Annotated in this window: 10 protein-coding genes and 1 pseudogene; 5 read left to right on the top strand and 6 right to left on the bottom strand. The window is 52.7% G+C overall.

The genetic code is table 11. The annotated features are described in order from the left end of the window. Nucleotides 1–160: 160 nt before the first annotated feature. From ACYZT3_RS28165 to ACYZT3_RS28145, 5 genes are all read right to left on the bottom strand, one after another. Nucleotides 161–352, bottom strand: a complete 192-nt coding sequence (locus tag ACYZT3_RS28165; protein ID WP_462031195.1) for an antitoxin Xre/MbcA/ParS toxin-binding domain-containing protein — start codon at nucleotides 350–352, stop codon at nucleotides 161–163. A gap of 151 nt (nucleotides 353–503) precedes the next feature. Further along, entirely contained in the window at nucleotides 504–1985 is a 1482-nt protein-coding gene (locus ACYZT3_RS28160; protein WP_462031194.1) for a hypothetical protein, read from the bottom strand. Then, a complete protein-coding gene (locus ACYZT3_RS28155) occupies nucleotides 1967–2530 on the bottom strand; it encodes a hypothetical protein (RefSeq protein WP_462031193.1) in 564 nt (187 codons plus the stop codon). The genes ACYZT3_RS28160 and ACYZT3_RS28155 overlap by 19 nt, the downstream gene beginning before the upstream one ends. Before the next feature lie 3 nt (nucleotides 2531–2533). Then, nucleotides 2534–4756, bottom strand: a complete 2223-nt coding sequence (locus ACYZT3_RS28150; protein ID WP_462031192.1) for a hypothetical protein — start codon at nucleotides 4754–4756, stop codon at nucleotides 2534–2536. After that, nucleotides 4753–6855, bottom strand: coding sequence for a hypothetical protein (locus ACYZT3_RS28145; protein WP_462031191.1), 2103 nt, complete (start codon nucleotides 6853–6855; stop codon nucleotides 4753–4755). The genes ACYZT3_RS28150 and ACYZT3_RS28145 overlap by 4 nt, the downstream gene beginning before the upstream one ends. A gap of 361 nt (nucleotides 6856–7216) precedes the next feature. On the opposite strand from ACYZT3_RS28145, the pseudogene ACYZT3_RS28140 reads away from it, so the two are divergent. After that, a pseudogene (locus ACYZT3_RS28140) lies at nucleotides 7217–7615 on the top strand (thymidylate synthase); the annotation flags it as partial. Nucleotides 7616–7742: 127 nt separating this feature from the next. Here ACYZT3_RS28140 and cadR read toward each other — a convergent pair. Further along, on the bottom strand, nucleotides 7743–8192 hold the full coding sequence (gene cadR / locus ACYZT3_RS28135) for a Cd(II)/Pb(II)-responsive transcriptional regulator (RefSeq protein WP_282381608.1): 450 nt from the start codon (nucleotides 8190–8192) through the stop codon (nucleotides 7743–7745). 85 nt (nucleotides 8193–8277) lie between these two features. On the opposite strand from cadR, the gene ACYZT3_RS28130 reads away from it, so the two are divergent. From ACYZT3_RS28130 to ACYZT3_RS28115, 4 genes are all read left to right on the top strand, one after another. Beyond that, the gene (locus tag ACYZT3_RS28130; RefSeq protein WP_462031190.1) at nucleotides 8278–10566 is read left to right on the top strand and encodes a heavy metal translocating P-type ATPase; all 2289 of its coding nucleotides are present in this window, start codon (nucleotides 8278–8280) and stop codon (nucleotides 10564–10566) included. Nucleotides 10567–10582: 16 nt separating this feature from the next. Next, entirely contained in the window at nucleotides 10583–11446 is an 864-nt protein-coding gene (locus ACYZT3_RS28125; protein WP_282381604.1) for a LysR family transcriptional regulator, read from the top strand. Nucleotides 11447–11677: 231 nt separating this feature from the next. Then, a complete protein-coding gene (locus ACYZT3_RS28120) occupies nucleotides 11678–12754 on the top strand; it encodes a putative 2-aminoethylphosphonate ABC transporter ATP-binding protein (RefSeq protein ID WP_282381601.1) in 1077 nt (358 codons plus the stop codon). Beyond that, entirely contained in the window at nucleotides 12754–14478 is a 1725-nt protein-coding gene (locus tag ACYZT3_RS28115) for a putative 2-aminoethylphosphonate ABC transporter permease subunit (RefSeq protein WP_282381599.1), read from the top strand. The genes ACYZT3_RS28120 and ACYZT3_RS28115 overlap by 1 nt, the downstream gene beginning before the upstream one ends. Nucleotides 14479–14499 lie beyond the last annotated feature (21 nt).

The following is a 14499-nucleotide window of genomic DNA, read 5'->3' as shown; positions in this document are numbered from 1 at the left end:
AGCGGTGGGTAACTCAAACAACGCATTTCGCAATCGAGCGTTTTCACGAGTGTTGCCTGACATGGCCTTAATTCTCCGACGTGCGGAGCAGGCCGTCGCTGTCGTTTTGATTGAGATCAAACAGAATCATATTGAGCCCCTGAGCATGGATCGTTTGTGGTTAGAAGGTGTAACCATGGTTGATTCTATCAAGGGCTTCTTTGACTCGTAGATACCCAGCCTCGCAGCAAACGAAGTCCAGCGGTGTACTGCCGTCAAAAACGGATTGTGGTTTGTTCAGCCAAGTGTCAGCCTTTCTTTTGCTGGCAAAGATCTGCTCAGCGTGGAGTTGAATCTGCTCGACGTAATTCATGATCTGGCCTCTCTGATCTCTCCATACTGAATCATTAAGACTTCATTTAATCGTAAGCGTCTCACCTAGCGGCCAATGCCTTACGCGTGCGCCGGTCAAAAGGCCCAAGCAGGCAGGAAGGCGGATTTGCGTAAGAGTTCCTGACCACTAATCAACGCTTCATCCGCTTGGACGGGTTCCAAAAATTGCTGCGCCTTAGGGCTTCTGTATGTTCTATTAGCTTTTCCCTAAGTGGCGGCGCAAGCTTCAATTCAAGCTGTTTTGTAAAGTGAATCAACTCGTTCATCTCTTCTCGAATTTCATCCATCTCCGCCGATTTCGCGATTGTGACTTCTGCTGCTGAGAACATCTCAATCTCCTCGCATGCGAGGTCTATATAATCCCAGAGAGAGTCCGCATTGATGTGCCCGGTCTTGATAGAGACTCTTTTGAGTATGCTTTGAAACACGGCGTCGGTTATCAGGGATCTTTTAGGGGCGTCAGCCAAGATCTCGTTAAGGTACGATACAACTTCACGGGTAATAAATCGGTGGCGGAATGTAGATAGACAACCACGAACATCAACGAGCCCCGCCGTGTTAACGAGTCGTTTGAAGTCCTTTGCCATAGATCCTTGCATCAGCGGAGCTCCAGTGCTTGTAAGCATTAATGCCTTGGGTTGTATATACGAACTGAAGCGCATTTCGCACATTGTGATGAAGGTATCTCGTGCTCTCAAATATCGGTTGAAGCGGCTGCATTCCGAAGTTGTGAGCTTGAATTCGCGAGTTATGTCATCACCTTTGCGGCGTGTTTTCTTGGTAGGGAGGATTATTTTTTTTGTTTTCATGAAGTCCTGATTCTTCTCTAAGGGATAATTAATCAGTTCAGAGGGGCGAAGTCCTGCTTTTTTGAATATCCATACCATAAACATCCGTCGTTGATACATGTAGCCCGCGATAGAGCTTCTCACAGTAACTTGTGAGGGCAGATCATCAAGGATAATGCCAGCCTCCAGTGCTTTGGCGGAAATAGTTGTTTCGACGGCTGATACGGCGTAGTCAGGGATTGGTTTTTTTGTTTTCTCCTTTGAGTCTTTGGGAGGGTATGACGGATGGAAGATGTATCTTCGACCATCATGGCGGTTCTTTCTGTATTCAATTATAACTTGGGGGCACTTATCTTTAGTTCCTATTAGTGCAGTGCTGCTGCGAGATAAAAATGTCTTCTGATACCAGACCAAAAAAGCTATTGAAGCTTTCAAAATTCTACGCACTTGATTGTTTTTTCTTGGCTTCCTACCCCTGAATCCGTTTTTTTCTTCAATCAGCGCTTTCTTGAGGCGGTGAAGTTCTAGGTCGTTTAGTTCGTGAAATTGTAGATTTTGGTCAAAGCAATAATTTGTCAAGTGACTTGTTAGTGAAGCATACGTTTCTGCAGTACTGCCAGTCCAAGTGTGCGAGCGAGACAATAGCCACTGATTTATCAATAGGCATGGCCTGCCATTTGGCCAGTAGGTAATAACGAGATTATGATAGGATTCGTTTTTGACGTAGAGTTCGCCAGTATTCCTGTCCAATATTATGCGCGATGGTACGCTAACATCCTTGATGGTCAGGAATAGCTGTCTTTTTTTCATTGTTGTTTTGGCCATATGAGGGCGATAGCGTTTTTAGGTGGGGTAGTGGTTGCCCCCGAAACGCTTCTAAATTTTATTTCGTTGGTCTCAATTATTCTTTGTAGTATTATTTTGATGCGATCTGGTAGTTCTCCATGATGAGTGTGCATAAAGCCAGTGAGCTGCTCGGTTAGTTCCAAGTATGCCATCATCGTTAAATTAACGAGCAACATCGACTCCCTCTGTCGCACTTCTGCCAAAGACTCCGAATCTACATGGTCTTCAATCTCAGAGCAGGTAGTGAGTTGGGTAACGCTTGAGTTGGCAAGGGTTCTGAGCTGCTTGATGTAGTCCCATCCGTCGTCTGCGTCAGAACCTTGTGGGATCGGGGTGATTATCGCGTTCTGTTTCAGGGTGTTATACGATATAGAGTCAAACCATCCAGGTACTGAACCTGCGCAGAAAGCTCTCATGTCTTGGAACATGAGTTTTTGGTCTTGACTGACATTGACTTGACCCGAAATCACGGAGCTCAGCCATCGCATTCTTGCACTGAGATTTTCGGAAGTTTTTTTTCTCATGCGTTACTCCCGATATTTCACGGCTACGTCAACGGCCTTTATCAGACCTTCGTCTGTTTCTACCTCTATGGAGTAAACAGTTACTTCGAGGGCTCCGGCACAGCGTAAATCGGCAAGGAAATCTAAGTATTCATTTTTGGGGATGCTTTCGATCTTGCTAACATTGAATTTACTACAGATGTCTGAGTGGAGCTCGATCAAGCTGTTGCTTCCGGTTGTAGCTGTCTTTAATTCATGATTTATGAGTTTCTGGTCTATGAGGCTGAGCTCAATTTTAATGATTTCATCATAGTCAGAGTTCTCCGTTATGTAGGCATAGGTATGTGATGCATCCGTATGCCCTGCAATATCACGAACAGCATCTAGTACTTGAAATTTGCCGTGATAAAACATCATTATGATGAAGAATCTTCGCATCTCATGAACGCGAACATAAGTTTTCTTGCCGTTTTGATCTACAGGTAGGTCGCATAGGTCTACGAATGCATCGAGGCAGTTGTTTATTTTTTCTTCGAAATCATATGTCCGGGGTGGTAGCAGATTGTGCCCTGTCGGTAGATAAAATAGCTTGGCGGATATTTTATCGACTACACCATGTAAGTTGACCATGCAGTCGCCTAGGTCTTGTAATAATGAGATTGCCATTGCTGTTACCGAGGGTATTGGCTTTTCTACAGTATTATTAATGCCTTTGTCACCGCTTTTGCCTAAAGAAAATTTGAGCCAGTGGTTTTTGTGAGCAAAACCTTTCAAAATAACGCAGTCTCGCTCAAGTTCAGAAAGCTCGTCGATTCTTGAAGGTTTTAGGAATCCTATGCACATGGTGCAAGCGCCTATGAGTGCCTGAACAATAACGAGAAACGTGGGTCTTGTATGCTTTTTTCGACCACGAAGTTTATTATTCTCGACGTCAATATCAAAAAGTTGATAAAGGCTCTGGCATTCTCCAGTGCTGGGTGAGTGTATGTAGGATGACTTAAGCAATGAGGTCAGAGCAGCTACATCATCCTTTTTGCGTTGGCCGGCAGCCATAGATTTTTGCTGTGCTCGCTCTACCTTATATACCATGTATTTATGGGCTGCTTTTACAATTTCTTCGCCATAGAGATTGACCCATTTTAATGCGCACCTAAGCGTAGCCAGACCTATCGGGAGGGGTATAGTTTTTACATGTAACGACCTAGAGGTGTTACAGCGATGCTCAAAATAAAGCTCTGAAAGTTTGCCGTCATTAATGTTGGGGAATGCAGATGGTTGCTGGCGGTATCCGGCCAAAACCACTGACAGATAATAGAAATGCTTTTTATAAGCGCCTTCTTTTAGGCTTGGTTCAGCCTGGGTCGAGGTAGATTCCATTTGGTGGTTATTGAGGGTGCCGGATTCAGAGTGAGCCGTTTTCAAATGGTATGGGTGTTCACGATGAAATTTAGACAGCAATAATGATGTCGGTGGAGAATTTAGAAGTTGAACGCTAATGCCTAACTTTTTGGCTATATAGGATCTGGATAACGCATTACGGTCAGGAGTCAAGGCTGCGAAATTGTTAATTCCGTAATAAAAATTTTGGGCCGAACTAATAAGGGCCTGGGGGAGAATGATTTCGGCATCGATTATGCTTAGATCTCCTACATAACCCACGCTGCTTGCGATATGCCGTAGTACTCTATTATTCACGTCGAGAGCTTCGGCCCACCCACCTTTACTCAGTTGTCCAAGGAGATTTGAAATTCCGTTCTCGTCGAGGAGGGACAATCCGGACTTATGAGGTTTGTACAAATTTTCATTGCAAACCATCCAGTTTATAAGTGTTTTGAACCATGCAACGGCTCGCTTCCAGCTAGAACCACTGCATGCACGATTCAACAGTCCCGAACGATAATTAAAGGCCCAGTCTTGCAGTAGCAAGAGCAGTGCCCTGTTCTCTTGGTCGATCAAATCAGTCCCATCGGAAAGAAGGGCCGAAAAGTTGACGTCAATCGTATTTCTCCAGCCTCCGTCAAAGTATTCTTCTTTTCCTCCATTCGCGGTTTTCCAGATCAACGAGCCGCGCGTTCCTTCTAAAAGCCATGTCGCTTCGAATGCATAGGGGGCTGAGGCCCGCTGAGCATGTGCAGAGGCCATCTGAGCCTGCGCCATGAGGCTTGCGATGACTGCTGCCTCATCGGACTCTGAAAGCCTATCAGGCCTATCAGGCCCATCAGCGAGAATGCGCAATTTGCGGCTCATCGCCCGGTACCGGTGGTCATCAAGCTCTGGATGATCCTTTTCTCAAAATTGGAGGATTGAGCCAATGCTCTTTTATGAACGCTTTTAAGCTGACTCATCGAGTCGCCCTGAATCATGGATGCAATGGTATGTTCGTTGCTCCCGGATAGTTCTGACTCGGATACCTTTTGGAATAAATCAGATAATCCAACAAGCATGGTGCTAACAGACTCATCGCTTGTCTGAGATTTCGCCCAGCGCGAATAGCCGTAAAGTACGGATAAGCCTTCCTCCCCGAGGTTTACAGCCAAGCTGTTTAGGGCTGCATTCGTTTGCTCTGATGGAGTAATCAATGTGCCGAATCGATCATTAATGGCACTCGATACCACGTCTCCTAGAGTTGCTTTTTCTATCGCCCTGAGAATGAATTTTTGGAGTTTTTCATTAGTCGTGAAGTCTGTTACGTCCAAAAGCCAAGGTTCATCATAGGCAGATAGGATGATGAGAAGTTGCTGAAAGCTTCGCTGCGCTCTTTCATTCCACTTTTTCAAAAGCCATCTTGGAATATAGTTACGGAGTACGGCCTTTTCTTGATTTCCAAGTTCATCCGCCATGGATTTAATCGAGCCCGTTTCAAACCACTTAAGAATACCCTTTGTCGATCGGATTTTAGAGTAGGAGAAATCGCCTCGATTGAGTCCAGCCAAAGTTAGCTGGTCTATATATATTTCATAGAGGGTGATTCCGGAAATGTTCATCGCCGCCAGCATATTGTTTGGTACGCCAATCCCATAATTGGAAATCGTTAAGAATAGGTATGAGTTAACCCCTGCGCGGGATTGCTGGTCAGGAACTCTATTTCGAATCTTATTGGTTTTCTCTATAACGTGTTCTAGCACCCTAGTGGAGAGATTGGTCAGGTTTGCGTATTTCCGTGATTTCGCCCGTTTTTTCTCTACGCTGAATGTTTTACTGTCGCCGATTGGGTTGTCTATGAGATAACTCTTTCCGGCTTCATCATAGAGCTTCGCGTTACCAACTGAATCGGGCGAAAACTGAGGGTGCTCATAGATCATGATCGCCCCAGCTGCCGCGCAGTCTCGCGCGGTCAGAATACCGAGGAGCTTCCCGATAACCTCGTATAGGGGAAGTTTTACATTAATATGTGGAGCTAAAATTTTCTCACATGCAATAGCAAGTTTTTCATAGTATTTATTGTTGAATTGTGGTGCCGAAAAAGTTGGGAGGCCTTTGATGGCTGTGATGGCAATGCTATCAAGAGCAGGGTTGGTAAAAAGATAATAATTTACTGTGGCTAAAAAGTTTGTGACGTAGTGAGGGTTGGTGGGTGAACATCTGTGAGTCAGCTGTTTTATTCCGCGAATCTCATGCTCGTCATGAAATACGCCTTCCTTTAATAGTTCTATAGTTCTGATGGCGGGGTCACTATTAAGTATAGTAGATCCTTCAGCGTGGATGCTGGTAACCGAAGCCCAATAGTCCATGCAGCAGCAATGTGCAGCTTCGGATCTTTTGCGTAGTTCCGTCTCAAGATTATCCAGGTAAGCATCACTATCTTCGGTATACGAAACATCAACCAAATAGGTTGCGCTCACATCTTTGTCTGTATTTTTATGCCTGTGATATCCCATTGGAGTGTCCATCTCGCTCGACGTATTTCCGGCTTGCTTTCTTACACGGGAAGATGGGATTGGGGTACTGCTAGGTATCAAGCCAGTATGCTTTAACAAGTTGAAATATTTGATTCCGAACTTCCAGGTTTGCTGGCGGGTACTAATTCCTGATTGACTGTGATTTTTGTCTGATAGGTAAAAATGAAAAAAATCAAGTATGAATGCTTCCGCTTTTTCTGAGGTTGGGAAGTCGGATTTTCTTTTGGCTAAATAAAAAAATAGAGCCTTAAGAAATGCTGTCGACCACAGTATCGATTTCTCCAGCCCGGAACCGGCTATTACCAGACAGCTGCATAAGGATTCAACCGTACTTTCCGGCAACCACTCAGGGTATTCGCAAATTACCGAAGTATGGCCTTTACGGTTTTTTTGTTCTTCGACTGTGAATGCGATGGACTTGGCGTTATGGAGGATTCTGTAGTGCATATAATGGATAAAGGCTTAATGTAAATTTTGGCGGATGGTAAGTTGCGTTTTTGCGATGGTCAATACCTTTCAATTTATTTTTTTGTTAGTTTGCATAAGTTGTTGAAATATAAGTATTTTATATAAAAAATATCAATATATATTTAAATCGATCGGGTATCTAGTATATTGGGCTTTATTGGCGTCAGCGGAGGTCATGATTAATGCGCGTTATATCTATATATTGATGTGTAATTCGTATTTTTGGCATTGGTGGGGTAGGTGTCAAATTCTGGTGTCATTTCCCCGTCATCGGTTAGCGATAGTTCATTGTTTTACAAGGAAAATAGTTATTTGATACTAGGTGGGATGTCCACAAAAGTGCCACTTGCTGTATCAGTTCCACCCGAATGTCGAGACCAAAGAGATTTCTTTGACCCTTTACATCCGCTCCAATGATTTGGGCCTCGGCACGCCGTTCAACCTCACCGAAGGCGCCGCGCTGCTGAGCCTGATCGGTCGCCTGACTGGTTACACGCCGCGCTGGTTCACCTATTTCATCGGTGATGCCCACGTCTACGAAAACCACCTGGACATGCTCAACGAACAGCTCAAGCGCGAGCCGTTCCCGATGCCGAAACTGGTGATTAGTGATCGTGTGCCAGAGTTTGCCAAGACCGGTGTGTACCAGCCGGAGTGGCTGGAGTTGATCGAGCCGGGCGATTTCTCGCTTGAGGGCTACGAGCACCACGCCCCAATGACCGCGCCGATGGCGGTTTAAGCCGTAACGCAATCTGATCGTTCCCACGCTCCGCGTGGGAATGCCGCCATGGACGCTCCGCGTCCACTGTGACGCAAAGCGTCACGGGATACATTCCCACGCAGAGCGTGGGAACGATCATAGGCCCTTAATGCCCGTGACTGCGGCCCACATGAGTATGCTCAACCTCCGTCGCCACCACCCCACCGCTCACCTCAAGCCGCTGCAAAATCCCGCACTGATCAATTTCCGGCCCCTCGCCACAGCGTTGGCGCAGGTCCAGCAGTTGTACCTGTAATGCCAGCAACCCATCAATCCGCGCCTTCACGTGATAAATGTGCTCGTCGATCAACGCATTCACGCTTTCACACTGATCCTGCGGACTGTCGCGCAATGCCAGCAGGCTGCGGATTTCTTCCAGGGTCATGTCGAGGGTGCGGCAGTTGCGGATGAAGGTCAGGCGTTCGGCGTGGGCCTGGGTGTAGACGCGGTAGTTGCCGTCGCTGCGGGCCGGTTCCGGCAGCAGGTTTTCGCGCTCGTAGTAGCGGATAGTTTCCACGGCGCAGTCGGTGAGTTTGGCCAGTTCTCCGATCTTCATGACGGCAATCTCCAAAAGGGTGCTTGACCCTATAGTGGCTACAGGGTCTTTACTTGGCAACAGGCACCTTTCTGGACGCGACCCAATGAGCGATTCCCTTCACACGCACAAACCCGAGGCTGATCACGATCACGATCACGATCACAGCCACAAACTGCAGCCTGTGCCCCAGCATGACAATGCAAGCCACGAGCATGGCGGACATGGTGATTCCTGCTGTTCTTCCAAAGTGGTGGCGCCATCGCTGATCAAGTTGAATGACAAGCCGACCGCCGGCACGCGGCTGAGCAGTTTCCGCATCGACGCCATGGATTGCCCAACCGAACAAACGCTGATCCAGAACAAACTCGGCAAACTCGTGGGCGTGCAGCAACTGGAATTCAACCTGATCAACCGCGTATTGGGCGTCACCCATGACCTGCCGAGCACCGCGCCGATCATCGACGCGATCAAATCCCTGGGCATGCAAGCCGAGTCGATGGAGCAGGGCACCGAAGCGCCCGCGCCAATCCCCGAGAAAAAGCACTGGTGGCCCTTGGCGCTGGCCGGTGTTGGCGCACTGGCTGCCGAAGTTATCCACTTCACTAACGCCGCACCGACTTGGGTGGTGGCGATCATCGCGCTGATTTCGATCCTCAGCGGTGGCCTGACCACCTACAAGAAAGGCTGGATCGCGCTCAAGAACCTCAACCTGAACATCAACGCGTTGATGAGCATCGCGGTGACCGGCGCGATCCTGATTGGTCAGTGGCCGGAAGCGGCGATGGTGATGTTCTTGTTCACCGTGGCCGAGTTGATAGAGGCCAAGTCGCTGGATCGGGCGCGAAACGCCATCGGCGGGTTGATGCAGATGACCCCGGAGCAGGCCACGGTGCAGCAAGCCGACGGCAGTTGGATCGAGCGGGACGTCAAAACCATCGAGCTGGGCGCGAGAGTGCGGGTGCGTCCCGGTGAGCGGATTGGTCTGGACGGTGAAGTGGTGTCGGGCAGTTCGACCATCGATCAGGCACCGATCACCGGTGAAAGCCTGCCGATTGAGAAAACAGTCGGAGACAAAGTCTTCGCCGGCACCATCAACCAGGCCGGCTCCCTGGAATACGCCGTGACCGCGGCGGCCAATAATTCGACCCTGGCGCGGATCATCCACGCCGTGGAACAGGCTCAGGGTGCGCGGGCACCCACCCAGCGTTTCGTCGACAGTTTCTCGAAAATCTACACGCCGGCGGTGTTCATCCTGGCCCTCGCCGTTGCAGTGATTCCGCCACTGTTCATGGGCGCTGTATGGTTCGACTGGATCTACCGGGCGTTGGTGTTGCTGGTGGTCGCCTGCCCTTGTGCACTGGTTATTTCTACGCCAGTAACCATCGTCAGCGGCCTGGCAGCAGCGGCGCGCAAAGGCATTCTGGTCAAGGGCGGCGTGTACCTGGAGGGTGGTCACAAACTCGATTATCTGGCGTTGGACAAGACCGGCACCCTCACTCACGGCAAACCGGTGCAGACCGATTACTTGTCCCTCGATCCGACCGTCGAAGAATCAGCCCCGGCGATTGCGGCGGCGTTGGCTGGTCGCTCGGATCACCCAGTGTCATTGGCCATCGCCAATGCGGCTGTGGATAAACAACTCGCACCGCTCGTTGTGGATAACTTCGAGGCGCTGGCCGGCCGCGGCGTACGTGGCGAAATCAACGGTCAGACGTATCACTTGGGCAACCACCGCCTGGTGGAAGAACTGGGCCTGTGCTCTCCAGCGCTGGAGGAAAAGCTGTTCGCGCTGGAGAAACAGGGCAAGTCCGTGGTGCTGTTGCTCGACAAGTCCGGCCCGCTGGCGCTGTTCGCCGTCGCCGATACGGTCAAAGAGTCCAGCCGCGAGGCGATCCAGCAACTGCACGATCTGGGCATCAAAACCCTGATGCTCACCGGCGACAACGTCCACACCGCTCAGGCGATTGCCGCGCAAGTGGGCATCGACGAGGCCAAGGGCGATCTGTTGCCGACCGACAAGCTGCAAGCCATCGAAGACCTTTATGCACAGGGCCATCACGTCGGCATGGTCGGCGACGGCATCAACGACGCACCGGCGCTGGCGCGGGCCGAGATTGGTTTCGCCATGGCGGCGGCGGGTACGGATACCGCGATCGAAACGGCCGATGTCGCCCTGATGGACGACGATCTGCGCAAGATCCCGACCTTTATCCGGCTGTCACGGCAGACTTCCCGCATCCTCAAACAAAACATTGCCCTGGCATTGGTCATCAAAGCGATCTTTCTTGGAGTAACCTTCGCTGGGATCGCCACTATGTGGATGGCGGTGTTCGCCGACATGGGCGTGAGCCTGTTGGTGGTGTTTAACGGTTTGCGCCTGTTGCGCAAATAGACGATGAGGGACGGGTGTGCTGAGTGCCGAGCTGAAGGCGTTTTACATGGTGGCCCGCTTGGGCAGCATTACCCTGGCGGCGAAAAAACTCGGCCTGAGCCAACCCACGGTGACGACCCAGATTCGGCATCTGGAGAGTCAGTACTCGGTTGAGTTGTTCTACCGTGGCGGCCGTCGCCTCAGCGTCAGCGATGACGGCGCGCGGTTGCTGCCGATGGTCAAGGCGCTGTTGCAGCAGGAAGCCGACATCGAGTTTTTCCTGCGTAACAGCGGTCAGGTCCAGGGCACGTTGCGCATTGCGGCCACGGCGCCTTATTACATCCTCGATCTGGTGAAGACTTTTCGCGAGCGCTTGCCGCACGTAGAGGTATCGGTAGAAATCGGCAACTCACAGCAAGTGCTGGAGGCGCTCGAGGAGTACCGTGTGGACATCGCGGCGTCGTCGCAGTTGCTCGACGATGCGCGGCTGATCCGCCGCGTACTCGGCAGCGATCCGCTGGTGCTGGCGGTGCATCGCAATCATCCGCTGGCGGTCCACGACCCTGTGCCGCTCAGTGCGTTGGCCGGGCATACCTTGCTGATGCGTGAGTCGGGCTCGACCACTCGGCGTTTGACGGAAGAATTGTTGGCCAGTGCCGGGGTGAGTTTCGGGCCGTTGCTGGAGATTGGCAGCCGTGAGTCGATCCGTGAGGCGGTGCTGCGCAACATCGGTATCAGCATTATTGCCCGGCAGGAAGTGCCGCATGATCCGCAATTGCGCGTGCTGACCATCGAGAATGCGCCGCAGATTCCGGAGTATTTGTACTGCCTCAAGGAACGAAAAGGCGCGCGGCTGCCGGCGGCGTTTCTGGGGTTGGCGCAGGAAATGGCCCCTGCTTAGGTCCTGCGGTGACTGTGCCGGCCTCTTCGCGGGCAAGCCTCGCTCCTACGGGGGAATGCGATAAAACTGTAGGAGCGAGGCTTGCCCGCGAAGGCGCCAGCTCAGGCAGCGCACCTCTTGAACATGAACCCAAATCCTTGAATACCACTATCAGCCGTTTTTGCCTCACTGCCACATCACGGACGCATTACAAATCTAGGATGGCCTTCATCTGCTTGATGAGGCCTGTCCATGAACCACTCGATCGCAACTGCCCTGACCAACCCCGGCGCCCCGATGAAAGTGCGCGGCGTGCAGAAACGCTTCGGCGCGTTCACCGCGCTGGATAACGTTTCCCTCGACGTGGCGGCCGGTGAACTGGTGTGTTTGCTCGGTCCGTCGGGCTGCGGCAAAACCACCTTATTGCGCTGCATCGCCGGTCTTGAGAAGCAGGACAGCGGCGAGTTGTACCTCGGTGATCGCGACGTTTCCCACCTGGCACCTCAGGCTCGGGACTACGGCATTCTGTTTCAGTCCTACGCGCTGTTCCCCAATCTCACTGTCGAAGCGAACATCGCCTACGGCCTCGCTGGCACTGGTCGCGAAGAAGTGCGCCAGCGCGTCGGTCAGATGCTGGAACTGGTCGGCCTGATCGGCAGTGAGAAAAAATACCCCGGCCAATTGTCTGGCGGCCAACAGCAGCGTGTCGCGCTGGCTCGGGCATTGGCGCCGGCACCTTCGTTGCTGCTGCTCGACGAACCGATGTCGGCCCTCGACGCCCGGGTCCGCGAGCATCTGTGCACCGAACTGCGCCAACTGCAGCGCAACCTTGGCGTTACCACCCTGATGGTCACCCACAATCAGGACGAAGCCATGCTGATGGCCGACCGCATCGCCGTGATGAATAACGGCAAGGTTGAGCAGTACGCCACGCCGCAGGAAATCTACGACCGTCCGGCAACACCGTTTGTGGCCGAGTTCGTCGGCCAGGGCAATTGGCTGCCGTTCCGCCGCAGCAGCGACAGCCACGCTCAGGTCGGCGGGATGAACATGCGCCTGGCCGCCGATTCGGGCAACGCCGCATCGGGTCGTCTGTTCTGCCGTCCGGAAGCGATCAACGTCAACCCGCCGGTGCATGAAGAAAACCTGTTTCCGGCCAAGGTTCGCGAGATCACCTTCCTCGGCAACCGTTGCCGCATGAGCTTCGAGCTCGATCAACTGCCGGGCCACGCATTACTCGCGGAACTGGCGCCAGAAGCCATGCCGCGCCTTGGCGCGCAGCAGATCATGGTCGCCTTGCCTCCGCGCAGCTTGCAGGTGTTTGCCTGATGAGCGCGAACCTCGCGCTGCCGATACCGCACAAGCAGGTTCGGCAGACCTCCCGTGCCGAGATCGGCGACCGGGTGTTCGTGGTCGGCGGCAAAGTCCTGTTGCTGGTGTTGCTCGGCGTTGCGGTGTTGATGCCGTTGCTGGCGATCTTCTGGCGCGGTTTCAGTTCGGAAGCCGGGCAGGGCGGCGGTCTGGTGGCCGCCCGTGAATTGGTGACCAGCGCGAATTTCCACTGGTTGCTCGGCAATAGCCTGAAAGTTTCCCTCAGCGTTGCGGCCATTGTCGTTCCGCTGGCTTACCTGTTTGCCTACGCGCTGCAACGCACGTTGATTCCTGGCAAAGCTATCTGGCGCGGCATGTCGTTGTTGCCGCTGATGGCGCCATCGATGTTGCCGGGGATTGCGCTGGTCTATCTGTTCGGCAACCAGGGCATGCTGCGCGGTTTGCTCTCGGACAATATCTACGGCTTCTGGGGCATTGTTCTGGGCGAGGTCATCTACACCTTCCCACACGCTTTGATGATTTTGCTGTCGGCGCTTTCCCTGGCGGATGCGCGGCTCTTCGATGCGGCCTCCAGCATGGGCGCCAGTCCGGCGAAAGCTTTCCGTAGCATCACCTGGCCGGCGACGCGTCAGGCGGTGTTCGCGGCGTTCTGTCTGGTGTTCACCCTGACCATCACCGACTTCGGCGTGCCCGTGGTGGTCGGTGGCGATTATCAGGTGCTGGCGCTGGAAGCCTACAAAGCCGTGGTCGGCCAACAACAATTCGGTCGCGGCGCGTTGATCGGCATGGTCCTGCTGCTGCCGGCGCTGTTCAGCTTCGGTGTCGATGCCTGGTTGCGTCGGCGTCACGGCGATTCCATGAGCGGTAGGGCGCAGGTCTTTCAACCGGTGCCGTCGAAACTGCGGGACGGCTGCTACCTGACGATCGTGTTGCTGATCTGCGCGGTGTTGCTGCTGGTGTTCGGCATGGCGGTGTACTCGTCGCTGGTGAAATTCTGGCCGTACAACCTGTCGCTGTCACTCAACCATTACCAGTTCAACGACACGGCGGGTGGCGGCTGGCTGGCCTATGGCAACAGCGTGAAGATGGCCCTGTGCACGGCGTTGATCGGCAGCGTGCTGATCTTCACCGGCGCGTACCTGATGGAAAAAACCAAGGGCCAGCGCGGACTGAATCTGATCCTGCGCATGCTCAGTTTCATACCGATGGCGGTGCCGGGTCTGGTGCTGGGCTTGGGTTACGTTTTCTTCTTCAACCTTACCGGCAACCCGCTGCATGTGCTCTACGGAACCATGACTCTGCTGGTGGTTTGCACCATTGCGCACTATTTGACCACCGCGCAAATGACCGCCACCACCGCGCTGCGTCAGCTCGATGCTGAGTTCGAAGCTGCCGCGTTGTCGCTCAAGGCGCCGCTGTATCGGCATTACCTTCGCGTCACCGTGCCGATTTGCCTGCCGGCGCTGCTGGACATCGTGCGCTACCTGTTCGTCTCGGCCATGACCACCGTCTCGGCGGCGATCTTCCTCTACAGCCCCGACACCCTCCTCGCGGCAGTGGCGGTGCTGAACATGGACGACGCCGGCAATGTCGGCGGCGCGGCGGCGATGTCGACCCTGATTCTGTTCACCTCGGCGGGCGTGTCCCTGCTGCTGGCCTGGGCTTCGCGCGGGTTGCTGCGCCGCTCCCAGGCCTGGCGGCAGACCGCGCCCGGTCACTGATTCACACCCTCAACTCAACGT

Source organism: Pseudomonas sp. MDT1-16, from assembly GCF_054898115.1.
The sequence above is the reverse complement of the archived record's forward strand: the minus strand, read 5'-3'. Positions and strand labels throughout refer to the sequence as shown.

Coding starts and splice junctions, on each gene's coding strand:
- ACYZT3_RS28165 (WP_462031195.1), bottom strand. CDS start 352: ATGAATTACGTCGAGCAGATTCAACTCCACGCTGAGCAGATCTTTGCC.
- ACYZT3_RS28160 (WP_462031194.1), bottom strand. CDS start 1,985: ATGGCCAAAACAACAATGAAAAAAAGACAGCTATTCCTGACCATCAAG.
- ACYZT3_RS28155 (WP_462031193.1), bottom strand. CDS start 2,530: ATGAGAAAAAAAACTTCCGAAAATCTCAGTGCAAGAATGCGATGGCTG.
- ACYZT3_RS28150 (WP_462031192.1), bottom strand. CDS start 4,756: ATGAGCCGCAAATTGCGCATTCTCGCTGATGGGCCTGATAGGCCTGAT.
- ACYZT3_RS28145 (WP_462031191.1), bottom strand. CDS start 6,855: ATGCACTACAGAATCCTCCATAACGCCAAGTCCATCGCATTCACAGTC.
- cadR (WP_282381608.1), bottom strand. CDS start 8,192: ATGAAGATCGGAGAACTGGCCAAACTCACCGACTGCGCCGTGGAAACT.
- ACYZT3_RS28130 (WP_462031190.1), top strand. CDS start 8,278: ATGAGCGATTCCCTTCACACGCACAAACCCGAGGCTGATCACGATCAC.
- ACYZT3_RS28120 (WP_282381601.1), top strand. CDS start 11,678: ATGAACCACTCGATCGCAACTGCCCTGACCAACCCCGGCGCCCCGATG.
- ACYZT3_RS28115 (WP_282381599.1), top strand. CDS start 12,754: ATGAGCGCGAACCTCGCGCTGCCGATACCGCACAAGCAGGTTCGGCAG.